27 protein-coding genes, 1 tRNA gene and 1 pseudogene are annotated in these 24,702 nt (G+C 62.0%); 12 read left to right on the forward strand and 17 right to left on the reverse strand.

All coding sequences use genetic code 11. The annotated features are described in order from the left end of the window. Nucleotides 1-2 precede the first annotated feature (2 nt). Nucleotides 3-218: a helix-turn-helix transcriptional regulator gene (locus tag NKJ77_RS03640; RefSeq protein ID WP_023669907.1), complete on the forward strand. Its 216-nt coding sequence runs from the start codon at nt 3-5 to the stop codon at nt 216-218. Nucleotides 219-303: 85 nt separating this feature from the next. On the opposite strand, the gene NKJ77_RS03645 is transcribed toward NKJ77_RS03640, so the two are convergent. Next, the gene (locus tag NKJ77_RS03645; RefSeq protein WP_023699715.1) at nt 304-546 is read right to left on the reverse strand and encodes a helix-turn-helix domain-containing protein; all 243 of its coding nucleotides are present in this window, start codon (nt 544-546) and stop codon (nt 304-306) included. A gap of 136 nt (nt 547-682) precedes the next feature. On the opposite strand from NKJ77_RS03645, the gene NKJ77_RS03650 reads away from it, so the two are divergent. From NKJ77_RS03650 to NKJ77_RS03660, 3 genes are all read left to right on the forward strand, one after another. Continuing rightward, a complete protein-coding gene (locus NKJ77_RS03650) occupies nt 683-1,363 on the forward strand; it encodes a hypothetical protein (protein WP_023669908.1) in 681 nt (226 codons plus the stop codon). 7 nt (nt 1,364-1,370) lie between these two features. Then, on the forward strand, nt 1,371-1,826 hold the full coding sequence (locus tag NKJ77_RS03655; protein ID WP_023686247.1) for a helix-turn-helix domain-containing protein: 456 nt from the start codon (nt 1,371-1,373) through the stop codon (nt 1,824-1,826). 470 nt (nt 1,827-2,296) lie between these two features. Continuing rightward, complete coding sequence (locus NKJ77_RS03660; RefSeq protein WP_352534335.1) at nt 2,297-3,925, forward strand: recombinase family protein; 1,629 nt, start codon at nt 2,297-2,299, stop codon at nt 3,923-3,925. Here NKJ77_RS03660 and NKJ77_RS03665 read toward each other — a convergent pair. After that, nucleotides 3,882-3,958 (reverse strand) — tRNA-Met (locus tag NKJ77_RS03665). The genes NKJ77_RS03660 and NKJ77_RS03665 overlap by 44 nt on opposite strands. Before the next feature lie 235 nt (nt 3,959-4,193). Here NKJ77_RS03665 and NKJ77_RS03670 point away from each other — a divergent pair. After that, on the forward strand, nt 4,194-5,153 hold the full coding sequence (locus NKJ77_RS03670; protein WP_023683623.1) for a Gfo/Idh/MocA family protein: 960 nt from the start codon (nt 4,194-4,196) through the stop codon (nt 5,151-5,153). A 64-nt stretch (nt 5,154-5,217) separates the two neighbouring features. Here the strand turns inward: NKJ77_RS03670 and mnmA are convergent, their stop codons facing one another. Next, nucleotides 5,218-6,408, reverse strand: coding sequence for a tRNA 2-thiouridine(34) synthase MnmA (mnmA, locus tag NKJ77_RS03675; RefSeq protein WP_023831456.1), 1,191 nt, complete (start codon nt 6,406-6,408; stop codon nt 5,218-5,220). A 257-nt stretch (nt 6,409-6,665) separates the two neighbouring features. On the opposite strand from mnmA, the gene sciP reads away from it, so the two are divergent. Continuing rightward, the gene (gene sciP, locus NKJ77_RS03680) at nt 6,666-6,941 is read left to right on the forward strand and encodes a CtrA inhibitor SciP (protein ID WP_013529904.1); all 276 of its coding nucleotides are present in this window, start codon (nt 6,666-6,668) and stop codon (nt 6,939-6,941) included. Nucleotides 6,942-7,005: 64 nt separating this feature from the next. Here sciP and NKJ77_RS03685 read toward each other — a convergent pair whose 3' ends face one another. Next, a complete protein-coding gene (locus tag NKJ77_RS03685; protein WP_352534266.1) occupies nt 7,006-7,935 on the reverse strand; it encodes an NADP-dependent oxidoreductase in 930 nt (309 codons plus the stop codon). A 92-nt stretch (nt 7,936-8,027) separates the two neighbouring features. On the opposite strand from NKJ77_RS03685, the gene NKJ77_RS03690 reads away from it, so the two are divergent. Further along, a complete protein-coding gene (locus tag NKJ77_RS03690) occupies nt 8,028-8,429 on the forward strand; it encodes a winged helix-turn-helix transcriptional regulator (protein WP_352534268.1) in 402 nt (133 codons plus the stop codon). Between the two features lie 100 nt (nt 8,430-8,529). Here NKJ77_RS03690 and NKJ77_RS03695 read toward each other — a convergent pair whose 3' ends face one another. Next, a complete protein-coding gene (locus tag NKJ77_RS03695; protein ID WP_023669945.1) occupies nt 8,530-8,907 on the reverse strand; it encodes a flagellar export protein FliJ in 378 nt (125 codons plus the stop codon). A 449-nt stretch (nt 8,908-9,356) separates the two neighbouring features. Between NKJ77_RS03695 and ctrA the strand changes: the two genes are divergently transcribed. Next, on the forward strand, nt 9,357-10,052 hold the full coding sequence (gene ctrA, locus NKJ77_RS03700; RefSeq protein WP_006203583.1) for a response regulator transcription factor CtrA: 696 nt from the start codon (nt 9,357-9,359) through the stop codon (nt 10,050-10,052). A gap of 86 nt (nt 10,053-10,138) precedes the next feature. Here ctrA and NKJ77_RS03705 read toward each other — a convergent pair whose 3' ends face one another. Continuing rightward, entirely contained in the window at nt 10,139-10,507 is a 369-nt protein-coding gene (locus NKJ77_RS03705) for a response regulator transcription factor (RefSeq protein ID WP_023669946.1), read from the reverse strand. Nucleotides 10,508-10,751: 244 nt separating this feature from the next. Further along, nucleotides 10,752-11,381, reverse strand: coding sequence for a histidine phosphotransferase ChpT (chpT, locus tag NKJ77_RS03710; protein WP_023669947.1), 630 nt, complete (start codon nt 11,379-11,381; stop codon nt 10,752-10,754). Between the two features lie 390 nt (nt 11,382-11,771). On the opposite strand from chpT, the gene NKJ77_RS03715 reads away from it, so the two are divergent. Next, nucleotides 11,772-12,308 carry a DUF1134 domain-containing protein gene (locus tag NKJ77_RS03715; protein WP_245259859.1) on the forward strand — a complete coding sequence of 179 codons (537 nt, stop codon included), beginning with the start codon at nt 11,772-11,774 and terminating at the stop codon, nt 12,306-12,308. 154 nt (nt 12,309-12,462) lie between these two features. Beyond that, entirely contained in the window at nt 12,463-13,623 is a 1,161-nt protein-coding gene (locus NKJ77_RS03720) for a coiled-coil domain-containing protein (protein WP_352534270.1), read from the forward strand. A gap of 38 nt (nt 13,624-13,661) precedes the next feature. Here the strand turns inward: NKJ77_RS03720 and NKJ77_RS03725 are convergent, their stop codons facing one another. The 6 genes from NKJ77_RS03725 to NKJ77_RS03750 all read right to left on the reverse strand — a co-directional run bounded on the left by NKJ77_RS03725 (nt 13,662) and on the right by NKJ77_RS03750 (nt 18,403). Further along, the gene (locus NKJ77_RS03725; protein WP_023831453.1) at nt 13,662-14,456 is read right to left on the reverse strand and encodes a TrmH family RNA methyltransferase; all 795 of its coding nucleotides are present in this window, start codon (nt 14,454-14,456) and stop codon (nt 13,662-13,664) included. 71 nt (nt 14,457-14,527) lie between these two features. Next, nucleotides 14,528-14,866, reverse strand: coding sequence for an ArsR/SmtB family transcription factor (locus NKJ77_RS03730; protein WP_023669951.1), 339 nt, complete (start codon nt 14,864-14,866; stop codon nt 14,528-14,530). 153 nt (nt 14,867-15,019) lie between these two features. Continuing rightward, nucleotides 15,020-15,790, reverse strand: coding sequence for a HugZ family pyridoxamine 5'-phosphate oxidase (locus NKJ77_RS03735; RefSeq protein ID WP_023817384.1), 771 nt, complete (start codon nt 15,788-15,790; stop codon nt 15,020-15,022). Between the two features lie 35 nt (nt 15,791-15,825). Then, nucleotides 15,826-16,992 (reverse strand): CaiB/BaiF CoA transferase family protein, encoded by a 1,167-nt coding sequence (locus NKJ77_RS03740; protein ID WP_023831452.1) that lies wholly within the window; start codon nt 16,990-16,992, stop codon nt 15,826-15,828. A 6-nt stretch (nt 16,993-16,998) separates the two neighbouring features. Beyond that, on the reverse strand, nt 16,999-17,760 hold the full coding sequence (locus tag NKJ77_RS03745; protein WP_023683632.1) for a 3-hydroxyacyl-CoA dehydrogenase: 762 nt from the start codon (nt 17,758-17,760) through the stop codon (nt 16,999-17,001). 106 nt (nt 17,761-17,866) lie between these two features. After that, entirely contained in the window at nt 17,867-18,403 is a 537-nt protein-coding gene (locus NKJ77_RS03750) for a GNAT family N-acetyltransferase (protein WP_023683633.1), read from the reverse strand. 271 nt (nt 18,404-18,674) lie between these two features. Here NKJ77_RS03750 and NKJ77_RS03755 point away from each other — a divergent pair. Further along, nucleotides 18,675-19,659 (forward strand): annotated as a pseudogene (locus NKJ77_RS03755) (glutathione S-transferase family protein). Between the two features lie 16 nt (nt 19,660-19,675). Here the strand turns inward: NKJ77_RS03755 and NKJ77_RS03760 are convergent. Then, the gene (locus NKJ77_RS03760; RefSeq protein ID WP_031195394.1) at nt 19,676-20,176 is read right to left on the reverse strand and encodes an NUDIX domain-containing protein; all 501 of its coding nucleotides are present in this window, start codon (nt 20,174-20,176) and stop codon (nt 19,676-19,678) included. A gap of 71 nt (nt 20,177-20,247) precedes the next feature. On the opposite strand from NKJ77_RS03760, the gene NKJ77_RS03765 reads away from it, so the two are divergent. Then, entirely contained in the window at nt 20,248-21,174 is a 927-nt protein-coding gene (locus tag NKJ77_RS03765) for a metallophosphoesterase family protein (protein ID WP_023683636.1), read from the forward strand. On the opposite strand, the gene NKJ77_RS03770 is transcribed toward NKJ77_RS03765, so the two are convergent. The 3 genes from NKJ77_RS03770 to NKJ77_RS03780 form a co-directional block, all read right to left on the reverse strand. Continuing rightward, nucleotides 21,175-21,792 carry a hypothetical protein gene (locus tag NKJ77_RS03770; RefSeq protein ID WP_023817388.1) on the reverse strand — a complete coding sequence of 206 codons (618 nt, stop codon included), beginning with the start codon at nt 21,790-21,792 and terminating at the stop codon, nt 21,175-21,177. An 84-nt stretch (nt 21,793-21,876) separates the two neighbouring features. Further along, nucleotides 21,877-22,680: an alpha/beta fold hydrolase gene (locus NKJ77_RS03775; RefSeq protein ID WP_023686188.1), complete on the reverse strand. Its 804-nt coding sequence runs from the start codon at nt 22,678-22,680 to the stop codon at nt 21,877-21,879. 103 nt (nt 22,681-22,783) lie between these two features. Further along, nucleotides 22,784-24,553, reverse strand: coding sequence for a tetratricopeptide repeat protein (locus NKJ77_RS03780; protein ID WP_023711106.1), 1,770 nt, complete (start codon nt 24,551-24,553; stop codon nt 22,784-22,786). Nucleotides 24,554-24,702: the final 149 nt, after the last annotated feature.

Raw genomic sequence — 24,702 nt, forward strand, 5'->3', positions numbered from 1 at the left:
CTATGTCCGAGCCGGATCGTATCGTTCGTCTCAAAACAGTCCTCGCCAGGACAGGCCTGTCCCGCTCGACAATCTATCGCAAGATCGCCGACGGCACGTTCCCGGCTCAACTGAGGATCAGCACCAATGGCGCCGGGTGGCATGAATCCGAGATCAACCGCTGGGTTGAGGATCCCATTCGATGGGGGTCGAAGGCTGAGGTGAAGAGGTCCGATTGAACGGGTAGGTGCAACAACCTGGGGGCTTCCTTGCCGGTTCTGCAAATTGTCAATTTGCACTAGCGCGGTCACACGCTCCCATCGCTCAACCTGTTACTTCCGATAGCTTCTTGATGGCTGACGGAGCGCTAAAACCGAGAATCTCGGCGAGGTTTATAAACTCCACGACATCAACACGTCTCTGTCCGCTTTCTAGTCGAGCTACGAACGATTGGTATTGGCCGAGCCTGGTTGCCAACTCAACTTGCGTAAGGCCTGCCGCTTCACGGTTTTTGATCAGCAGCGCGATCAAAGCTTTGTGCCGATTCGTACCGAGTGTATCGACCACTTATCACCTCATCTGAACTCAGATGGGGGCTTCCTTTATATCTGATTTTCAGTTATCTTAAATTCAGATATTTAGCTGAGGCCGCCAAAGCGTTGGCTGTATCACCAACCATGCAAAGCTGTTTGGAGCTCGGATCATGGATGATTCCGACGATAGCATGAATTTGTTTTTCATCACCCGGCGGCGCTTGCTGACGGGAACGGCCACGGGCGCGGCGGCATGGCCCTTCCAGGCAAAATCGCTGGCTGGCGAACTGACGGACGGCAGCGCGGCCGATCCTGCTCTTCGTCTGTGTGGGAGCTGGCAAAGAATCCATGATGAGACACTGGCGCTGTGCCGCGAACAGCAGCGGTTGGAGACACACCTCGCCAGGATAGTTGGCTTTCCCTGCGCCAAGGTGCGGCTTGCCGATGGTACGGACGTGACGCTCCATTCCATCGAGAGCCTGAACGATGCCCACTCTCCTGAAAATGAAGTCGAATGGGGCAGGGCGCTTGCGGATTTCGTGGCACACCAGGCGCGCTGGGACGCTGCTGATGCTGAGATCGGCTATTCGAGAACAGACGAACTGATCCGGCAATCGGAAACAGTCGAAGGGGCACTTCTGGATGATCTACCGCAGACAGCGGCCACGTCCATCGAAGGCATTTTGGCCAAGCTCAAGGTCATCCTGCGTGACGGTGAGCACTGGGAACATCCAGACGATTTTCCCTGGCCGCACATCCGATCGGTACTGAATGACCTCGTCCGTCTTCACCGTTTAGACGTTGCGACGAACCCAAGCTCAGAAAAGCAGCAAAACTCACAGAGCAGGTGAAGCCTTGATGAAAATCTTGGATCGTTTTCAAAGCGGTGTGGCACCTAACGGTGAGGTCGGTCCCCATCCGGCCGACCGTCACGTCGGCAGGCAGATCGCGACTCTGCGAGTCCAGTCGGACGTCTCGCAGGCGCAACTGGCCCGTGCGATCCGCATCAGCTTTCAACAGCTCCAGAAATACGAAAGCGCGCGCAACCGCGTCAGCGCTTCCACGCTCTACGAAATCGCCCGCTCGCTGGATGTTCCTGTCAGCCGCTTCTTCGATGGTCTGCCGGGCAATGGCGAGGCAACCGCTCCGCTCCTGACCGTAGACGAACGCCTGGGATTCATCGCCAGCGCGGAAGGCAGACGCTTGATCGAAAGGCTGATGCGACTCCCCCCGCGTGTGCGCAACCGCGTGTCGTCTCTGCTCTTTGAATTGGGAAAGGAAATCGATCCTGTGCAATGCCCAGACGAGTATTAGAAACGAGGTTGAGGAGGTCGTGAGGGCCCGCGCCACTTGTTGCCTACAACCTCGGAAAGACGGCGGTGGGTGTAGTCAGGCGATCCCGCCAGACATGCCTGAGAGCTTCTCCAGAGCCGCCCGGAATAGCTTGCGGCTTGAGGTTGGGACTTACGGATTTCGGAAAAGCACGCCTTGCTATCCAATTCTGCGACTAATCAATTTGATGGCTTTTCTCATCTCCTGCATGCGCGCATCTGGGAGACATGGACCAAGATCATGATCTCGGCAGAATCGAACCAAGCCGCGCATTCTTATTTTCAGCAGAAGCCCAGCCGATCCGTAGCGAGCGCTACTCGCAATGGTTGTGAGGCACCAAAAAAGGGCCTTGTTCCGAGCGCCTGATAGAGCGATTCTGCGCCTTGCAAAAGCACTTGCGCGCCAAGCGGCTCGCGAAGACCACGAGCGTGAACAGGCCGAGAAAACTTATCATGACTCGAACCGCGATCTACGCACGCTTCTCAACCGACCTCCAAAATGAGCGATCAATCGACGATCAACTCGCTTTGTGCCGAGCATATGCAGAACGTGAGGGGTTGAACGTTGTCGCAACGTTTGACGACCGAGCACGCTCCGGTGGCTCCGTCCTGGGCCGTGACGGATTACTTCAGCTCATGGACAAAGCGCGTGAGCACGAGTTCGACGTGCTCGTCGTAGAGGCACTTGATCGGCTCTCGCGCGACATGGAAGACCTTGCGGGCATTCACAAACGCCTTTCATTTCTCGGCATCGAAATTCGTGCCGTTCACGAAGGCGTGGTGAACACGGTCTTGGTCGGCCTGCGCGGTCTCGTTGGCCAGCTATACCGAGAGGACATCGCTCACAAAGTCCGCAGGGGCCAAGCCGGCCGAGTCAACAAAGGGCTTCACGCCGGCGGTCTGACCTATGGCTATTCGTACGTGCTAGGCGATCCCGGGAAGCGGATGATCGCAGAGGATGAAGCGGAAATCGTGCGTCGTGTCTTTCGAGAGTATGTCGCAGGGCAAACCCCGCGCGATATCGCTCACGATCTAAACACAGACCGCATACCGCCGCCTCGCGGTCGTGCCTGGAATGCCTCCACCATCAATGGAAATGTGCAGAGAGGGACGGGGCTGCTTCACAATGAGCTTTATGCTGGCCGCCTGATCTGGAACAGGGTCAGAATGATCAAGGATCCTGACACGGGGAAACGTGTCTCGCGCCCAAATCCCAAGGGTGACTGGCGAGTAGTCGCAGTGCCCGACCTCGCTATTGTTCCGTCCGACCTGTTCGACGCAGCACAAGCACGCAAGAAGGCGCGTGCAGCCACTCATCCAAGCCACCAGCGCCGACCACGGCACATGTTGACGGGGCTCCTGAGGTGTGGTCCCTGTGGTGCGGGAATGTCGTCGAAAGGCGTGGACAAGTCCAAGCGCATTCGCATCCGCTGTTCCGCCGCGACTGAAAGCGGAACATGCGCCGATCCCAAGACCTTCTATTTGGATACGGTCGAAGCTGCAGTTCTGAACGGCCTTTCCGCCGAGTTGCGCCATCCCGAAGTGATTGCCCAGTACGTCCAGACCTACCACGAAGAACGGAAGCGCTTGGCAGCCGACACCGATGCCAGGCGCAGCCGTTTGGAGCGACGGCTTGAAGAACTAACTCGGGAGATCGAGCGCCTGGTCAACGCCATTGCCAAGGGCTATGGCGACCCAGCCGTGCTGGGACCGCAATCAACAACGCTGAATGAAGAGCGTAAGGGCATTCTAGCCGAGTTGGATCGGGTGCCCGCCGCTACGGGAGTGATCGCGCTGCACCCTGCGGTGCTCGCTCGCTACGAGGAACAACTAAACCAACTTCGGACCGGGCTTGCTAAGGGCATTGCTTTTGGCGATTCCGAATGTGCAGAGGCAATGCGCGACTTGGTCGAAACCGTCACGGTGTTTCGAGATCCATCGAGGATCGGCGGCGTCGAAGTCGAAATCGCTGGGCGGTTAACGGCACTCTTGGGCGAGGGTGCCTTCCCCCACGGCGTCAAACGAGCGGGGGGAATGGTGGTAGCGGGAGAGGGACTTGAACCCCCGACCCCAGGATTATGATTCCCGTGCTCTAACCAACTGAGCTACCCCGCCAGGGCGGCGAAAGGCCCGAAATCGCCTTAAATCGAAAGGCATTTCGAGGCGTTCGCCAAGGTCGCGCGGATATAAGGTTGGGAGGGCGAGCCTGTCAAGCATCGATGCGCGAGGGGCGCCGGCATATTGTCGCCGGCAAAAGCTTTGCCGGGCTGGCATCTCCGGTAAGCCACCGGGGTTGAGTTCGACGGGGCACGCCGCTATGTCTCGGCCAAGAAATTAGAGTTTGAAGCTGATGAAGCCGCGCATTGCAGTCCTCGGTTGCGGATACTGGGGCAGCAACCACATCCGCACCCTCAAGGCGCTCGGCGCGCTGCATGCGGTTTCCGATGCCAATCGGGCGCGGGCCGAAGGCTTTGCCAGCGAGCAGGACTGCCTGGCGATCGAGCCCGACCAGCTGTTCGTGCGTGACGATATCGACGCCATCGTCATGGCGCTGCCGCCGCAATTCCATGCCGATCTTGCCGTGCGCGCCGCTGAGGCCGGCAAGGACGTGCTGGTGGAAAAGCCGATTGCGTTGACCGTGCCCGACGCCGAGCGCGCCGTGCAGGCGGCCAAGGACAATGGCCGCGTGTTCATGGTCGGCCATGTCTTGCGCTTCCATCCCGCCTTCGAGACGCTGAAGGCGCTGATCGACAATGGCGAGCTCGGCGAGGTCCGCTACATCCACTCGCACCGGCTCGGCCTCGGCAAATTCCACACCGAGAACGACGCACTGTGGGATCTGGCGCCGCACGATTTGTCGATGATCCTGGCCATCACCGGCACCGAGCCGATCGAGGTCAGGGGCGAGGGGGCGGCACTCCTCGACAATCTCAGCGATTTCGCGCATCTGCACATGCGTTTTCCCAACGGGCTGCGCAGCCATCTCTTCACCTCGCGGCTCAATCCCTACCGCGAGCGGCGGCTTACCGTGGTCGGCACCAAGGCAATGGCGGTGTTCGACGATGTCGAGCCCTGGGAGCGCAAGCTGGCCGTCTACCGCCACGCGGTGTGGCAGGACAGCGGCCAGTGGGCCTTCACCACCAACGAGCCGTCCTATGTCGCGGTCGGCCAGGGGATGCCGCTGACGCGCGAGCTCGAGCACTTTATCCAGTGTATCGAGACGCGGGCCGAGCCGCGCACCAGCGGCGAGGAAGCCATCAGGGTGCTGCGCATCCTGACGGCGGGTACAGTCACGCACACAAAGTCCTGAGACCGTTTCGAAACTCTGCTTTTAAGGCAGATCGAAACTAAAACTGTCTCCGAGAGGGTAGTGTTTACTCTGCGGGAATCTGCGCCGGCCTAGCTGCGAGCCGGCTGAGCATGGCTTCGGCCCCGGCGCCGCGCTCGGAGCGCTCGATGAAGCCGCCGCCGAAGACGCGGGCTTCGTTGCCGTCGTCGGAATAGAGCACGCAGGCCTGTCCGGGCGCGATGCCGGACTCGCCGTCGACCAGTTCGACAAAGGTGCTGCCAGCGCGGTGATGCAGCACGGCCGGGCGCGGCGGCCGCGTCGAGCGGACCTTGGCGAACAGCTCCATGCCGGCGGCCGGAATGTCGGACAGCGCGCGATCGCCCAGCCAGTTCATGTTGCGCAGATAGATCTTGTGGGTCTCCAGCGCCTCGCGCGGGCCGACGATGACACGGGCCCGGTCGGCGTCGAGATGGACGACGTAAAGCGGCTCGCCCGAGGCGATGCCGATGCCGCGGCGCTGGCCGATCGTATAGCGCAGGATGCCGTCATGGCGACCGAGCACGCGGCCGTCGATATGGACGATGTCGCCTGGGTTGGCGGCAGCTGGCTTCAGCTTGGCGATGATGTCGGAATATTTGCCCTGCGGCACGAAGCAGATGTCCTGACTGTCCTGCTTGGCGGCAACGGTCAGCCCCATTTCTTCGGCGATGGCCCGCACCGCAGGCTTGGACAGCCCACCCAGCGGAAAGCGCAGATAGTCGATCTGCGCCTGCGTGGTGGCAAACAGGAAATAGCTCTGGTCGCGGTCGGCATCGACGGGCCGGAATAGCGCGCGGTGGGCGCCATTGGCCCCGGAGCGGATATAGTGGCCGGTGGCGAGCGCATCGGCGCCAAGGTCCTTGGCGGTGGCCAAAAGGTCGGCGAACTTCACCGTCTGATTGCAAGAGACGCACGGAATGGGCGTTTCGCCGGCGACATAGCTCTCGGCGAACGGGTCGATGACCGCCTTGCGGAAGCGCTCCTCATAGTCGAGCACGTAATGCGGAATGCCCAGTGTCTCGGAAACGCGGCGGGCATCGTCAATGTCTTGGCCGGCGCAGCACGACCCGGCCCGGTGCGTTGCGGCGCCATGGTCGTAGAGCTGCAGCGTGACGCCGACGACATCATAGCCTTCGCGCTTCAAAAGGCCGGCAACGACAGACGAATCCACACCGCCCGACATGGCGACGACGATGCGGGTGTTTTGCGGGCTGGCGGGAAGGTCGAGGCTGTTCATGGTTCTTTCGTTCTGCGCGGCGCTTCAATGGCAGTGGCGCGAATATAGGTCAACCACACCGGTGGCGCCAGCTTTGCGGCGGTGCCGATTTTGCGGGAGAATCGCGCGTCTGCCCGCAGTTGCCTCAAATGCCGATAAAAAGACTAACGCGGCGTTCATGATCCTTACCTACTCATTAGGGTTCGCTTAGGCAATTTTTAAAGCTGTGGCGGTAATGTGGTGGGGATTGGGTCTTTGAGTTTTTAGTAGAGAGTACGATGACCGATCTTGTTAGACCGCGAGTCAAATATGTTATCGGGCCTGACGGCAGCCCTCTTACGATTGCCGATCTTCCGCCGACGAATACACGTCGCTGGGTTATCCGGCGCAAGGCGGAAGTGGTTGCTGCGGTGCGCGGCGGGCTTTTGAGCCTCGACGAGGCATGCCAGCGCTACAAGCTGACCACCGAGGAATTCCTGTCCTGGCAAGCGTCGATCGACGAATACGGCCTTGCCGGGCTGCGCACGACGCGCATCCAGCAATACCGGCACTAGAGCCAGGACCACAACAGAAAAGGGCGCGGTAACCGCGCCCTTTTGCCTGTCGGTAATGCCTGCTTCAGACCGTCAGCACCACCTTGCCGATCGGCCTAGTGGCGAGAAAAGCGTGCGCGGCGCCCGCCTGTTCGAGCGGAAACGCCTTTGCCACATGGACCGCAAGCTTTCCCGCATCGACCAGTTTGCCAAGTTCGACGAGGCCTTCACGGTCGGGCACGACGGACATGCGCTCGACGCGGATCCCACGCGCAGCAGCCTTGGCTCGGGTGGTGTCGTGGACATTGAGCAGCGACACCAGGTCGCCACCGTCCTTCAGGACTGTCAGCGATTGGTCGGCATGGTCGCCGCCCATCGGCTCCAGCACCAGGTCGACGTCGCTGACCTCGGCGGTGAAATCTCGCTTGGTGTAGTCGACCACTTCATCGGCGCCGAGCGAGCGGACGAAATCGAGTTTCTTCGGGCTGGCGGTGGCGATGACACAAGCGCCGTGCGCCTTGGCGATCTGCACCGCCAGATGCCCGACGCCGCCGGCCGCGGCATGGATCAACACGCGCTGGCCGCGCTTCAGGCCGCCATGGCGGACAAGGCCTTGCCAGGCGGTCAGGCCGGCCAGCGGCAGCGCGCTGGCATGATTGTGGTCGATGCCTTGGGGCTTCGGTGCGATTTCATCGGCCGGCGCCACAGCGAGTTCCGCATAGGCCGCGGCCTGCTTGGGAAAATGCGGCATGCCGAACACGGCGTCACCGACCTTGAGGCCGCCATCGACGCCTGGGCCCACCGCCTCGACCGTGCCTGAAATATCCCAGCCCAAACTGAAGGGCGGTTCGCCCAGCAAAGGATAGTAACCGGCGCGCACCGAGCCATCGACCGGATTGATGCCGGCGGCATGCACGCGCACGAGCACTTCGCCTGACTTGGGCGAGGGCGCGGGGCGATCGGCGATGACGAGGACGTCGGGCCCGCCGACGGAATTCTGGATAACGGCACGCATGGGAGGCTCCTGCTGGGGTTTTCTGAGCCACTATCATTTCGATAGTAACATTCCCTTGTCCAGTATGTACCTTTTCCATATATAGGCACCTCATGGATAATGATAATGATTGCGGCTCCGGCTATGACGCCTTCCAGCGGACGTGTCCTTCGCACGCCGTGCTCGAGATGCTGGCCAGCAAATGGATCTATCTGACGGTTTGTGCGCTGCGCCGTGGCCGGATGCGCAATGGGGAACTGGCGCGCAAGCTCGAAGGCATCACGCCCAAAATGCTGACGCAGACGCTGCGCGTCCTCGAGCGCGACGGTCTGGTGCGGCGCGAAATCTTTCCGGTGATCCCGCCGCGGGTCGAATATGAATTGACCGAACTTGGCCAGAACCTGGCGGGGCTGCTCACCCAGATACGCTCCTGGTCGGAAGAGCATGTGCCTGACATCAAGCAAGCGCGGGCGAGGGCGGCGGCGAACCAGGACGGGGATTTGACACGGGCCTGAAGCTGCGGCCGCCTTGCGGCCAAGTCAGCAGCGCTGGAGCCTTTTGGTCCGGAGCAAGAAGATCGGCGTCAGGCGGCGCCGGTCGGCTCAAACTCTGCCGTCAGCCGATCATGGCGCTGCGACCGCCGAGTTCCGCGTCGCGGATCTTGGTGTCGCGCGATTCCAGCATCTCGGCCTTGGAAAGCTCCGCTTCAGCTTCGCCGAGTAATGATTCGGCAGCGCTTCGCTGCTGGGCGAGGTCGCTTTGAGAGTTTCTGAGGTTATCACGGCGCAGACGCGCCGCCTTGGCGAAGGTCGGATAGGCAAAATGATTGATGTCCGTGATGCCGGCCTTCTTCTCCTCGGCGGTGATCTGAAGCTCCAGTTCAACGGCCATGCGCTCGAACTCGGCGATCATCATGTCGAGCTGCAGCAGCTGCCGCCGCTTCTCATTCACCTGAAATTGCTTCAGCCGAACGAGGTTTTCACGTGACTTCATGATTCGGTACTCCCGGAAACGCACACCTGCACATATCGTCCAATCCGCCCGCCAGGGCCTGACGCCGCCCGTATCCACCGGCATTCCCCGAACTATGGGAAACAAATCCCTAAAGTTTTTTGCCGGCGGTAACCATTCGTTTACGCGCATTGTTAATCATAAGGGCGAGGACTTAAGGCCGGGTAAAAATTCCGGCTCCCGATACGGAAGCCGGCCAGCGAGTCCCTTGAGTCACTTAGTCCGACTTATTAATGTGTTGCATTAGCGATTTGGTTCTGTGATTCATCATTAGATTCAAGAGGGTGTAGAAAGGGGTTAAAAAATCTGGTACCGTCCTTGGTGCGGAATTAGGTTTTGTTAACCATTCGATGGCAGCCTCTGTTCAGGCAATCACTGCTCCGGTCCCGGATGGGTCGTGACATGGTCCGGCGGCAGAAAAGGGGAATGAAATGCGCGTTCTGCTGATAGAAGACGACAGTGCAACCGCTCAGAGCATCGAGCTGATGCTCAAATCTGAAAGTTTTAATGTTTACACGACCGACCTCGGCGAAGAAGGTGTCGATCTCGGTAAACTTTATGATTACGATATCATTCTTCTCGACCTCAACCTTCCCGATATGTCCGGCTACGAAGTCTTGCGGACACTTCGCCTGTCCAAGGTGAAGACGCCGATCCTGATCCTGTCCGGCATGGCCGGTATAGAGGACAAGGTGCGCGGCCTGGGCTTCGGCGCCGACGACTATATGACCAAGCCGTTCCACAAGGACGAACTGGTCGCCCGCATTCATGCCATCGTGCGCCGTTCCAAGGGCCATGCCCAGTCGGTCATCACCACCGGCGACCTGGTGGTCAATCTCGACGCCAAGACCGTCGAAGTCGGCGGCCAGCGCGTGCATCTGACCGGCAAGGAATACCAGATGCTGGAGTTGCTCTCGCTGCGCAAGGGCACCACGCTGACCAAGGAAATGTTCCTCAACCACCTTTATGGCGGCATGGACGAACCGGAACTGAAGATCATCGACGTTTTCATTTGCAAGCTGCGCAAGAAGCTCGACGCAGCATCCGGTGGCCAGAACTACATCGAGACGGTCTGGGGTCGCGGCTATGTGCTGCGCGAGCCGGAAGACATCCGCGTCAGCGCCTGAGCGAACATCATCCAATTGAATGAATGCAAATAACCCGGCTCAGGCCGGGTTTTTTGCTGTCCTTTTGTGGCCGAAAACGAGCCGAATCAGGCGGCAACCTTCAAGGTACGAAAACGTTCGAGCAGTTGCGGCCGGTTGAACGGCTTCAACAGATAACCCTGGGCGCCGGCGCGCTTTGCCTTCATGATCGAGGCAACATCGACCTCGACCAGCGAGATCAGAATCTGCGGTTTGATCGTGCTCTCCATGGCGCGAACCTGGCGAATGACGTCGACCGCTTGCATGTCCGGCAGGGCGCCGTCGACGACAATCACATCAGGCATCTCGGCAGCGCACATCTCAACAGCATCAAGTCCAGTTGCCGCTTCGATCACCACCATGTCGGAGCCGCCAAGAATCCGTTTTGCAACCTTTCTGATGACGCTCGAATCGTCGACAAACATGCAGCGCTTCATTTCCGGGTCCTCTTTGCCATGGGGCGAACCGGCGGCATCCGGGTATCGGGATGCACACTAGGCCGATCTGGTAAAGAAGCAGAAAAGCCGTTAGGTAAAGTTTTTACAAACATGTCGTCTGCAGCCCCATTCGGCAGGGGCATTGCCGGCAATGAAACTTTCCTGTTCTGAATTGCCGCAAATATCAGCGGGAAAAGATACTTGATTGTTCTTGATGCTCGGACGTCCTGCCGAACGGCTTCGCTCAAGCCGCGGACAGCACGATCTCTTCGGCGGTCGCATGAATCGAGATCGTCATGTTGGCCTCACGCGCCAGCAGCAGCGTGTAGTAGGGCTGGACGGTATGGGCGTCGATAGGCTCCTCGGGCTTGTTGCCGGAATGGAGCTCGAGGAATTTCGGCGGCACGCGCAGCATCGGGCCGCTTGCGGCAAGCGCAAAGCGCGGCTCGGTGTCGAGGTTTTCCAGCGTGACCACCAATCTGCCACCGCGCGGGATGGCGGCATTGGCGACGAGCAGCAAATTGAGCAGCAGCTTGACCTTGTTCTTGGGCAGCAGGGCGCGAACCCCGTTCCAGATCAATTCCGGCTTCTCGTTCTTCAGGAAGGCGATGGCGACGGACTCGGCATCGCCGGTGTCGATCATCATGCCCGCCGAACCGGCGGCACCGAAGGCGATGCGGGCGAATTGCAGGCGGGCCGAAGCGTTTCTGGCGCTCTGCCGGATCAGTTTCATGGCGTCTTCGTCGGCGCCGCCCTCGTCCAGGAGTTCAAGGCCGTTGTTGATGGCGCCGACCGGCGAAATGATGTCGTGGCAGACTCGGCTGCACAACAAGGCTGCGAGATCGGGTGCGGAGAGAGAGAAAAGCTCAGCCATCGGCGAAAAATCCCTGCTAAAATTCACATCCTGGTGGCCGCGCGGCCGACAGCCACGCTCACCACCCGAATCACGCTCTCTCCCCCAGGCATTCTGAATACACAGCGCCCGAGCGTGCAGCAACAATCCACAATTCTTGTGAGAAAAACGGCATCTTTGCACAGGATGGGAGTCCGTGCAGACAGTCAGAAACAGCCTTCGAACCGCCATGTTCATGTGGGAGGTTAATGGTTGAAAAAGGATTACGGCATAGTTTGCCCGTAACAGTCATCCTTAACGGTCGCCTAAAGAGCCGGACGGGGTGCGAGGCGTCGGCGAAAGTGCTCCCTGACGGAGATTGGAAGCATGGTTTCCCGATTCTACGACCGGACGTTTGTCCGCGTCTTCTTCATGGCGATTGCCCTGATGGGCGCTCTCGCATTCTCAACCTCTGCGTCGCGGGCACAGGAATACACCGCTCAGGAGATCGTCGATTCCGGTCACAAGTTCTTCGGCGCGACGTCGGGCGGTCTTGCAACCGTCGTCGAGAAGATTTTTGCCTCCTACGGCCTGCCCAATGGCTATCTGCTCGGCGAAGAGGGATCCGGCGCGCTGATCGGGGGCCTGACCTATGGCGAAGGTACGCTCTACACCAAGAATGCCGGCGACCATAAGGTGTTCTGGCAAGGGCCTTCGCTCGGTTGGGATTTCGGCGGCGAGGGATCGCGGGTGATGATGCTCGTCTATAACCTCGACGACGTCAGCAATCTCTACAATCGGTTCGGCGGCGTTGCCGGTTCGGCCTATGTCGTGGCCGGCGTCGGCTTCAACGTGCTGCAGAACAACAGGGTGCTGCTGGTGCCGATCCGCACCGGCGTCGGCGCGCGGCTTGGCGTCAATCTCGGCTATCTGAAGCTGACGCAGAGGCCGACCTGGAATCCCTTCTGAGCGATTCCGACCACACTTCGACCCGATCAACAGATTCTGCCCGCTGCAGCTGCGGCAAACCCTTGCCGCAGCGCTGGATTTGCGTCATGCGAACATGGCAAAGTCCAGACTTGGCGGTTGCCGGATAGCGGCCCGCCCGTAACGGGTAGTCACCTTGGTTCAGTCGATCCTGTTCTTCGCCCTCGGCTTCCTGTGCGCAGGCTTTCTGGCGCTGCTGGTCGCGCCGGCCATCTGGCGGCGGGCGGTTGTGCTGACACGCAAGCGTGTCGAGGCGTCGGTGCCGCGAACGCTGGCCGAGATCCAGGCCGACAAGGACAGCTTGCGGGCCGAGTTCGCCATGACGACGCGCCGGCTCGAAATCAGCATCAAGACGCTGCGTGAGCAGGCGAATGAGCAACTCGTCGAAATCAATCGCGGCCGCGAGGCGCTGAAGGGCCTGGCGGTCGAGCGCAAGGACAAGAAGCAGGCGCTTTCGGAGCTCGGGGAAAAAAACGAATTGCTGCTGCATCGCGAGCAGCAGATAGAACAGCTGTCGGACAGGCTTGCACAAACAGAGCGCATGATGGAAAAGCGCGCGCTCGAGCTGGAAAAGCTCGAGCATATGTACGACGACGCGTCCTTCTCCTCCAGCAATCGTCAGATCGAACTGGTGGCTCGCGAATCCGAGCTGGAAAAACTTGCCAACGACATTTCAGTGTTGCGCGGCCAGCGCAAGGAGGCCGACAGGCGCCATCAGGAAGTCGTCGCCGAGGCCAAGGCCACGCGCGATGCCTTGAAGGCCGAAAAGAAAAGAACCGCCGACCTCGACAGAAAGCTCGAGCGTCTGCTCGCCACGCTTGCCGATCGCGAGGACAAGCTCGATCGCCGCGAAAAGGAACTGGCCCGGCTTCGCGAACGGGTGAAGGGCGAGGCTGCGGGAGGCGCCGCGGCTGCTGGCCTAGTTGGTGCGCAAGACAGTGCCCGCGCCAGGAACGAGGACATCGACAAGACGCTCGCCAAGCTCGAAGGCGACCGAGAGCGGCTCGAAGCCAGGCTGACGACGCTGGCCCGCGAAAACAAGCGGATGAAGGCGGAGCTTGGCGGTTCTGGATCCGCGAAGCCCGGGAATGGCCCCGGCAATGGCAATGATACCGGTTCTGCCTTGCGCGAACAGATGAACAATCTGGCGGCTGAGGTCGTCCATTTGACGGCCAAGCTCGAAGGACCTGATTCACCGATCGCCAAGGCGCTGGCGGCGCCGCAGGAAACGCGGTCGGGAACCACCAGCCTCGCCGATCGCGTGCGGGCGTTGCAGAAGGCAGATTTGCCGAGCTGAGTTTCAAGCCCCGGCTTGGAATTGCCTGACTACGCCTATCAGAGCGAAAAATGGTGCAGCGCAATGGCTGACGCGGCAGCAACATTCAGGCTGTCGAACCCTTCCGACATCGCGATCCGCACCGTCCGCAGGCGGGCAAGCAGGCTCTCCGGGAGGCCCTCGCCTTCGGTGCCGAGATAGAGCGCCAGTCGTTTCGGTCGCGCGGCATCACGAATGTCAGCCTCACCACGCGGCGACAAAGCGACCTGGCCGAAGCCCAACTCGCCGAGCTTCGCGATGAAAGCTTCAGTGTTGCCGAAGGACGCAAAGGGCACCTTCAACGCGGCGCCGACGGAGACGCGGATCGCCTTGCGATACAGTGGGTCGCAACAGGTGGCGTCGACGAAGACGGCATCGGCGCCGAAGGCGGCGGCATTGCGGAAGATCGATCCGATATTGTCATGGTTGGCGATGCCGATGAGAACGACGATCAACGCTTCGGCAGGCAAGGTGTCGAGCAAGGCCTCGGCGGGCTGTGGCGTGCCCTTGCTGCCGATCGCCAATATACCGCGATGCATGTGGAAGCCGGCGATCCTGTCCATGACGGCGCTTGCCGCAACGTAGACCGGCAGGTCGGCAGGGGCCTTGCGCAGGATGTCGTCGAGCCCGGCCAGCCGGTTTTCGAGGACCAGGACCGACTCCGCAGCAAAGCGTCCGGCTGACAGCAGGACGTCCAGCACCACCTTGCCTTCGGCAACGAACCGGCCATGACGGCCGGTGAGATCGCGCTCGCGGATGTCGAGATAGGCGGCGACCCGCGGATCGCGCGCGTCGTCGATCTGGATCGGATCCATCAATACCTCGGCCGGCGAAAAATCGTCAGCGAGGTAAGGAGCGATCGGAGCCGCCAGTCAAGCCCTGCAGGTCAAGTCCCGGCGCGGCGCAGACGCGTTGCCATCTGGGACAAGTCGCCTATCCCGAAAATGCCGTCCAGCATGCGCAACAGTTCGCGCACGGCTTCGGACTTGCAGGAATAGTAGATCATCTGCCGGTCGCGGCGGGTCTCGACAAGATCGAGCGCCCTGAGCTTGGCCAGATGTTGCGACAAAGCGGACTGGCTGAGCATCACCTTTTCGGCGATGGCGCCGACCGACATTTCACCGTCGGCCAGATAGCTCATGATCAAGAGCCGCTTTTCGTTGCCCATAAGGGTCAGAAATGTCGCCGCCGATTCGGCATTGGCGATTAGTTTGGTCGAGACCATCGATGCCCCATGTTTTCCTGCTCATCCAAACGCTATGGGGGCAAATAGCGTTGGCTGCTATAATTCAGCTATGGATCACGCTGCTGATTCAGCGTCGTCTGAATCGTAGATCATTTCGCCCAAATCTCAAGACGTGCTTTTGATTCATGACGATTATCCTTGCGTAGCTGGCGCACGACCGGCTTTGGCCATGTCGACCAGAACCGGCCGCAGGTCGCGCGCGGTCTTCAACGGCTGCGGAAAATAGACCCTGCAAACGGTGTCGCCCGATGCCAGGTCCATGCCATCGGCATCGAAGCCGGTCATGGTCCAAGCATCACCTTCAACCCTGGCGAAATGATGGGCATAGACGGCGATGGCGTCGAGATGGTCGGCATTCATGTGGTCGAGAGCGGACTGTTCGCTGGCGGCCAGCTCGTCGACGATCGGCCCCTCGGTGATGAGATCGGCACGGTCGAGCAGGTAGGCCTTGCCGAAGCCGCCATTCAGGCTGGCGCGCTCCGGCTCGAGGCGAAAGATCGAGAAATCGCCGAGCTCGGCATAGAGCTTTGCCTTGGGATTGCGGTTGAGATAGCGCCGCTCGGCCCGGGCATGCGCGCTCGACCCGCGTTCCAGCGGCTGCGCCCGGCAGACCAGCGTTATCCTGGGATGCGCCAGCGGATCGCCCTTGCCGGGTTCGCCGACAAGCAGCGAGCAGCGCGGCTCGGCAAGCATGGCGCCGGTATGGGCTGACAGCGCCGAGACAAGGATCAGCGGCGTGCCATCGATGTCGGTGGCGACTCCGACCCTGGAGGCCAGCGGTGCGCCGGCCGACGGCTCGATCACCGCGAGGGCGCCGAAACGGGCGCTGCGGATCAGCGTTGCGGCCAGCCTGATCGCCTCGGCGTCCGTCGCGCGAATGACGTCCTTCTTCGGCTGGTCCAAAATGCTCACCAGGTAAGTTGATTTTCTAAATCCAGTTATTGGCCAATCATGCCGGCTTTGACAAGCGTTTTGATCTCGGCTGTCGAAAAGCCGAAGCGCGCCAGCACAGTCTGGGGCAGCTGATCGTCATCTTCAGACATGCCGGCAAGCGCCGGCTGCGAGGCCGAGAAGCGTGGCGCGGGCGCGGGGCGCTCGAGCGCACCGGCCTTCACAAATGCGTGACGCGCCCGGTTGTGCGGATGATCCCTGGCTTCGGCCAGCGACAGAACCGGCGCCACGCAGGCATCGCTTGCGGCAAACAGCGCGTCCCAGTCGTCGCGTGTCTTCTGCCGGAACCGGTCGGCAATGGCCGCGCGCATGTCCGGCCACAACGCCTTGTCGTATTGGCCGCGGACAAAATCCTCGCCGAGCGGCAGCAGCCTTGCGAATGCGGCGAAGAAGCGCGGCTCAAGGCAGCCGACCGCAACGTGGCGTGCGTCCGCCGTCTCATAGGTGTCGTAGAAGGGCGCACCGGAATCGAGCAGGTTGGCGCCGCGCCGGTCGCTCCACAGACCTGCCGACATGAAGGCGTGTATGGGGGCCGCCAGCATCGAAGCGCCCTCGACCATCGCCGCGTCGATCACCTGGCCTTTGCCGGAGCGCGAGCGCTCGAACAGCGCTGCAAGCACCCCGGCGATCAGCATCATGGCGCCGCCGCCATTGTCGGCGATCAGATTCAGCGGCGGCACCGGCCGACCTTCCTCCCGGCCGATGGCATGCAACACACCCGAATAGGCGAGGTAGGTGATGTCGTGGCCGGCACGACCTGCGAGCGGCCCGTCCTGGCCGAAGCCGGTCATGCGGCCGTAAATCAGCGCCGGATTGCGCGCCAATGCAGCATCCGGGCCGAGACCAAGCCGCTCCATCACACCGGGGCGAAAGCCTTCGACAAACAGATCGGCCTTTTCGGCAAGGCGCAGCAGCAGTTCCGTTCCTTTGGCCTGCTTGAGGTCGACGCGCAGGATGGAGCGGCCGTGACGGTCGAGATTGTACGCATCGGAGAGGGGCAGCAGGGGTTGGTCCGAACCGGTGCGCTCGATGCGCAGCACCTCGGCGCCCATCTCCGACAGCATCAGCCCGGCCAGAGGCACCGGGCCGAGCCCAGCCATCTCGATGACTTTCAGGCCGGCCAGCGGACCGGTCTTCACTGCGCCGGCCGCCATGGCCGTCTATTTCGGCGCCATGCGGATTGCCCCATCGAGGCGGATGGTTTCGCCGTTCAGCATCTGGTTTTCGACGATATGCAGGGCGAGCGCGGCATATTCGGACGGCTCGCCGAGGCGGGACGGGAAGGGCACGGCCGCGCCGAGCGAATCCTGCACCTCCTGCGGCATGCCGGCCATCATTGGCGTCTTGAAGATGCCGGGCGCGATGGTGCAGACGCGAATGCCGGAGCGCGCCAGGTCGCGGGCAACCGGCAGCGTCATGCCGACGACGCCGCCCTTGGATGCGGCATAGGCGGCCTGGCCGATCTGGCCATCATAAGCGGCCACCGACGCGGTGTTGACGATGACGCCGCGCTCGCCGCCCTGCAGCGGTTCGAGTTTGGCGGCACGGTCGGCGACGAGGCGGATCATGTTGAAGGTGCCGATCAAATTGATCTCGATCACCTTGCGGTACTGGTCGAGCGGATGTGGACCATCCTTGCCGATCGTCTTCACGCCGATGGCAATGCCCGCGCAATTGACCAGGATGCGCGCTGGCCCAAGTCTCTTTTCCACCTCGGCGACCGCGGCCGCACCGCTGTCGGCGCTGCTCACATCGCACTGGATAGCGGCGCCGCCAATGTCGCCCGCCACCTTCGATGCCCGGTCGATGCCGATATCGAAAATGGCGACGCGCGCGCCCTTGTCGGCCAGCGCGCGGGCGGTTGCCTCGCCGAGGCCGGAGCCGCCGCCGGTTACGATCGCAATCTGGCCGTTCGGGTTCATGCTGCATGCTCCGTGCTGTTCCGGGTCATGCTACGGAGGTCGCCGCCATGGTGCAACCTGACCAATGGGGATCCATCGCGACCGGTGCCGCGACCGATCCTGGAGCTCAGGCCATCACTGGTGCCTGCTCCGCGATCCTGGCAAGGCTGGCATGGCCGACCTCGCCGGAGAGCCGCGCCACGGCACCGGGCACGATCTCGTGCGACAGCAGCCGGTCGAGGTCGACCGGGCGCGGCATGGAGATCTGGCCGCGGGGGATCTTTCTGAAGCCGAGCGGGCCGTAATAAGGCTCGTCGCCGACAAGGATCACCGCCGGCGCGCCGGCCTTGGCGGCCGCCTCCAGCGCGATCGCCACGAGCCGGCGGCCGATACCGAGATTCTTGAAGGCGGGCCGCACGGCGAGCGGCCCGAGCATCAGCGCGCGTCCGGCGCCGGCGGCGATGCGGGTCATGCGCACCGAAGCAACGACGATGTCGCCATTCATGGCGACAAAGGATAGCGAGCGCTCGTGGCCGCCGGTCTCGCGAATCTTGTAGGCGGCCAGCACGAAACGGCCGGGGCCAAAGGCTTCGTCGTTGATGGCTTCGATTTCGGGATCATGCGCCGGAGTTTCCGGCAGGTATTTCACGTCGGCAAGGCTCATGGTCTTCGCGGTCCGATAAAGAGGAAAGGTTGCTGCAAGCGGCAGCGTTCGCCAGTCAGCGCTTTCTAAGCGCGGGCGCCCTTTCGTCGTCGGTCAAACCGGATCAAGCCAAGATCGAACATGCGGAGTGTCCGCTAGCATCAATTTCCGGCGGCTGCAATCGGCTGTTTTCATCCGGCGTTTCATACGAGTGACGCTCTGTTCAGCAGATGACGGCTTCGGCATTGCCGCCTTGCGACTACATTGGCCAAGGCACGCAAGGAGTTTTCGTATGGGATTGCTGGTCGAAGGCATGGCAGGACCGTCCGGCCAATGTCGATAGCAGCGGCAGGTTCATCCGCGCCGAGACGCAGTGGCGTGACTGGATCACGCGCGACGGCGCGCCGGCGCAAGGTCGTACGCGCGGCTTCAAGGCCGAGCCCGGACGCTACCATCTTTATGTCTCGCTCGCCTGTCCGTGGGCGCACCGCACGCTGATCTTTCGCGCGCTGAAGAAGCTAGAAGACATCATCCCGGTTTCAGTCGTGCATCATTTCCTCGGTGCTGAGGGCTGGACGTTTTTGGCCGAGGATGGCGCCACCGGCGACACGCTCTACGGCCTCGACTTCCTGCACCAAATCTACACCAAGGCCGATCCAGCCTATTCGGGCCGGGTTTCGGTGCCGGTGCTGTGGGACAAGAAGGAAGAGACCATCGTCTCCAACGAATCCGCCGAAATCATCCGCATGCTCAATTCGGCCTTCGACGAGTGGGGCGATGCCGCTCTCGATTTCTATCCGCCAGGCCTGCGCGGCGAGATCGACAAGGTCAATGCGCTGGTCTTTCCAGCCGTCAACAACGGCGTCTACCGCGCCGGCTTTGCCACCACGCAAGCGGCCTATGAAGAGGCGTTCGGCGAGCTGTTCGCGGCGCTCGACACGCTGGAGGGCCGACTGTCAAAACGGCGCTATCTCACTGGCGAGCGTGTCACCGAGGCCGATTGGCGGCTGTTCACCACGCTGGTGCGTTTCGACCCGGTCTATGTCGGCCATTTCAAATGCAATCTGCGCCGCATCGCCGACTATCCGAACCTTTCGAACTATCTGCGCGACCTCTACCAGGTGCCCGGTATCGCCGGCACGGTGAACCTGCACCACATCAAAATGCACTATTACGGCAGCCACGAGAGCATCAACCCGACGCGCATCGTGCCGGTCGGGCCTGGGCTCGACTATGGCGCGCCGCACGACCGGGCGCGGTTCAGGCAGGCGGCGTGAGCATCGGATTGACAGCCTACCAGTACGGCGATACCGGCTCGCCTTCAAAAACCTCGGCAAGCCGCCGCAGCGTCGCCGGCGTCGTGCCATGCGGCAAGCGGTCGAGCGGAAAGAAGCCTGCTTCGGCGATCTCGTGGTCCGGCAGTTTCGGCGCGGTCTGGTTGAAGGTTTCGATGAGATAGAGGCCGACATGGTCGCGGCGGCTGGAGCGGCGGTTGAAATGCATCGATTTCAGCACCGGCTGGGCTGTCAGCGCGATGTTGCCTTCCTCGGCCAGTTCGCGCACCAGCGCCTCACCGAGCGTCTCGCCGACTTCGACGCCCCCGCCCGGCAATTGCCAGCCGGGAACGTAGGTGTGGCGGATGAGGAAGACAGTGTTCGAGGCGCGATCGTGGATCAGGCCGCGCACGCCCAGCGTCATCGGCCGCCGCAGCAGGAAATAGAGATGGAACAGCCTTGCCCTGAGGCCTGCCCAGCCGGTCTGGCGAAACGCCTGCTCCGGGTCCGATATAGCCATGACTAGCGAAACCGTGGATGGGCAGGAAACAGTGAGTGGAAAGCGGGGAGCGCGTCGCCTATGAAGGAAGGATGTTCAGGCTCGCGCATATTTCCGATGTCCATCTGGGGCCGCTTCCCGGTGTAACCTATCGCGAACTCGCGTCCAAGCGCGTCGTCGGCTACGTCAACTGGCAGCGCAACCGCCGCCGCCATATGCACGATGCCGTCATCGACACCATCGTCGCCGACATGAAGGCGAGCACACCCGACCACCTCACCGTTACCGGCGATCTGGTCAATCTGGCGCTCGACGGCGAGATCGAGATGGCCAAGCACTGGCTTGAGACGCTGGGTTCGCCGGAGGATGTCTCGGTGGTGCCGGGCAACCACGACGCCTATGTGCCGGGCGCCTTCGACAAGGTCTGCCGCTCCTGGGCGGCGTGGATGAGCGGCGACGGCGTGACTGCGCCGATCGACCGCAACGCTTTTCCCTATCTGCGCGTACGCGGCAATGTCGCGCTGATCGGCGTTTCGACGGCGCGCGCTACGGCGCCGTTCATGGCCAATGGCTTCTTCCTCGAAGGTCAGGCGCAAAGGCTGGCGACAGTGCTCGACGCAACGAACAAACGCGGCCTGTTGCGGGTGATCATGATCCATCATCCGCCGGTGCGCGGCGCCGTCGCCCAGCAAAAGCGCCTGTTCGGCATCTCCCGCTTCCACAAGACCGTTCATAGGCATGGCGCCGAACTCGTGCTGCACGGCCATTCGCATCTGCCGTCGCTGTTCTTCATCGGCGGGCGCGGCGCCAGGATTCCGGTCGTCGGCGTCGCCGCCGCCGGGCAGTCGCCAGGCAGCAAGAACCCGGCGGCACAGTACAATCTGCTCGATATTGACGGGGAGAAGGGCAATTGGCTGATTCGCCTGACGCGGCGCGGCCTGACCGGGCCGGCCTTGCCGCCATCGGACCTGCAGGTCATTGAACTCGGCGCGCAGACACCGAGGCCTCCAGATCGTTGATCAGAAGCTGATCTTCATCGCCATCAGGCGATCCCAAAACAGCGCGGCCGCCACCGCCAGGCCAACAAGCGCGCCGGCGGCGACCAAGCCGAGACCGGAAAGGAACGTCGACCAGCCCCTGCGGGGCACGGCTGCTTGCAAGGGCGGCTCAGCTTCCGGCACGGCGGCGCGTTTCAGGTCGGCGACGGCCGGCTCGACACCGCCCTCCATCATGCGCTGGCGCTCGACGATACGCTCCGCCACATAGCGCGTGACCTGATCGGCGACCGGTTTCATATCGGTCGATTCGGCGAGCACGACGCGGCCGATGCGGGTATCCCTGAGAAAGCGGTAGGTGCGGCGGTCGCGCCCCATGGCGACATGGCTGACGGCGTCGATCCACAGGCGGGGCTGCAGGCCGGAGGAGATGACGAAGTCGAAATTGTCCATGTCGGCGGGCACGTCGGCAAAGACCGGGGCGAGCTCAGCGGCGAGCAGATCAAGCCGCATCCGGTGCGCCTCGCGCATGTCGACCACGACATCGTCGCGATCGGCGAAGGCATTTTTCACATCGCGAACGGCGTCGGACAGTTTGCGGGAGGTGTCGATGGGGGTGATGTTTTCGCCAGTGTCCTTCATCGGCGTCGCCTCGCTGATATGGTTAATTGCGAGTTAACACAGGCGGCGGCAAAATGCACTGGCGAGATGCGGGGCGCAAGTAAGTTAGCTCGCCGCGGCCTCGAATGTCGGACGCAGGCGCCTGCCGCGGCGTGCCATGTTTCGGCGCACGGCCTGGGCGACCACATCAGGTACTTCCTCGACCAGCATATGGCCGGCATCGAGCACGTGATGAATATGAAAATGCGCCGGCAGACAATCAGCCTGGGTAAAGGGCAGCACCGGATCGTCCGTTCCCCAAACCACCATCACCGGCATGTCGAGGGTGTCCAGCTGTTCGCGGGGTATGACCCCCTGCCGCTCGTTCCTGGTCATGACGGCCGATATCTCAATCAGCTTGCGCAACTGGCCGGGGCGACGGCGTAGGTCCGCCAGGACGCCAACGATGCGTTCGGGCGGCGGGCTTCGCGGTCCCGACATGGCGGCAAGGCAGGCGCGGATTTCCCGTCTGTCGGCGGCCGCGGCGTAGCGGCGCAACAGCGGTCCGTTGATCTCGGGGCCAACACCGCCCGGCGCCAGAAGCGTCAGCGAGCCTATCCTTTCAGGCTCGGCAAGCGCCATCAGGGAGGCGACCGCGCCGCCCATCGAATGACCGGCGACATGCACCCTTGCTATCCCGCGTGCGGCGATATCGGCGAGAACCGCTCGCGCCGCTGTTTTGGCCGGGCCGCTGCCAGGAAATTCGAGAGACAGTCCGTGTCCCGGAAGATCGTAGGCCAAGGTCCTGACATCGGGCCCTAGCGACGCGGTCACCTCGCGCCAGATATCATGGCAACCACCGAAGCCATGCAGCAGGACGACCGTCTTCGGCCCGGCGCCCCGCTCGGCAACATAGAGGGATGAGACCATGAAGATGTGCGATTATTGCAAGACTGGAGAGAAAATTCGAATCGAGGCTGGATTGCTCCCAGTCCAGACCGATGGCCAGTAAAGTTTTCGCGATCCGGAAAGACTAGCTGGCGTTGCCGAGGCCCGCGGCGCGCAGCGCCTCAACCAGCCGGTCGGTCAGATCGGCGGGATATTTGCGCTCGGCGAAGGCCGCGCGCGGATCGGCGGCGAATTTCGGGAATTTGGTGGTCAGCTCATCCAGAAGCTTGGCTGCCAGCTGTTCGCGGCCGGCAGCCTTGGCGCCGATCAGCCGCGCCGCCAGATAATGCGATTTCATCGCCGTCGTGCGCAGCGACTCGCTGGCTATCGCGGCCTTGTTCATGTCGCCCAGCATGAATTGCCCGGCGAAAAGCCCAAAATCCCACCATGTCGGATGGCCGCTGAACGTCTCGACGGCATGGGTCAGGATGGGTGTTCCCTCGGCATATTTGCCGGCAAAGATCAGGCCATAGCCGTAAGCGGCAGCCATGCCGAGGTCGTAGGGGTTGAGCTCATAGGCCTTGCGCATCCAGCGGATCGATTCCTCGGTGTTGCCGAGGCGCGAATTGAGGTAGCCATAGGCGCGGTGCGCATAGGGGCTGGTCGGTCCCATCTGGATGGCGCGATGGGCGAAAGACATTGCCTGTTCGACCGTCGCGCCAGGCGGATAGGCGTAATGATCGGTGGCGGCCTCAAGGGTCAGGGAGGCCAGTTCCGAATAGACCAACGACGATTTCGCACCCTGGCCGGCGAGGTTGTCCAGGCAGCGATAGGCGGCCTCGTGCGTCCTGGTGCTCTGGTCGAGATAGTATCTGTCGTTGAGGATCAGGCAGCTCGTCAGCCCGGTCTGAATGCCGTTCTGTTCGATGTAGCTGTAGAGCGGGCCGGAGGCGGGAATGGTCGAGCTGAGGATGGCGGCGATACGATCCTCGACGGTGCCAGGTGCGCTGTCGGCGGCCGTCAGACTGCGGGACAAAAGCACGCGGCCGGTCGCCACGCTCTGCAGTTCGAGCGTCACGTCACCTGCCATTGGTCCCGGCAGGACATCGAAAACGAAGCTGGTCGGGTCGGTGCTCGGATCGCGCTTGCTGTCGGCGTCGCGGCCGATGAAGTCGATCGTGTCGAAACCGGCAAGGCCGGCGCGCAGCGAAGCGGCGACGCGGCCGGCCTCGGGGCCGGTGGCCTTCACCGCGATGTAGACGAGGGGCAGGGCCTCCATCGACGGCGATGCGATGCTGCTCGTTACGCCCGCGGTCTCGACCACCGCGGTAGGATCGCTGCTGGCAAGCAATGCGCCGCTGCCCTGGCGCAGGATGAGCACGCCCAGCATGAGAATGACCAGCGTCATGGCGACCCAGAAGAACTGGAGATGGCGCGCCAGCGAAGGCCCAGGTTCTGTAACCCCCGAAGCTGTCGCGGCAGCGGGAACGGCGTCAAGAGCCGCCTGGTCGGGCGATCCGGGCAAGGCGGCTACCGCCGCCGCAAGCGGCTCCTGCCCAACCGGCAGGCGTATGGCGTTGAGCTCATAGGACGGCACGTAGCCGCCGCGCGGAATGGCAATGCGAACCGGTTCGGCTATGCCTTCATTGGCGAAATAATGCTGGAGAAGTTCGCGCAGCCGGCCTGCCTGCACCCGGACAACGGCGTCGGTCGATGAATCGAAATCGCCGTCCTTGCCGAAGACGTCCATGGCGATGGAGAAACCCTTGAGCCTGTCGGCTTCGCCGGCCTGCTCGCGCTCAACAAGATAACGCAGCAACTTGCGCGCGCGCTCGGAACGGCCGAACGTTTCGCTGGCGAGCAGTCGCTCCAGTGTCTCGCGCACTGCGGGGGCGGCAGGCGTGGCATGCTGCAAGTGTCGATCCTCTCGAAGTCGGCACAGGTTGAGGCGCAATCATATAGAGCCTGCATTTCCATACAAGCATGCTTATGTTATGCGATCGCGTAACACACCGGATAGTTGCCGGTGGTTGACACAAAAGACCGGAATTTCTCCCGGCAAAT

This window comes from Mesorhizobium sp. M0052 (genome assembly GCF_040323255.1).
Taxonomy (GTDB): Bacteria; Pseudomonadota; Alphaproteobacteria; order Rhizobiales; family Rhizobiaceae; genus Mesorhizobium.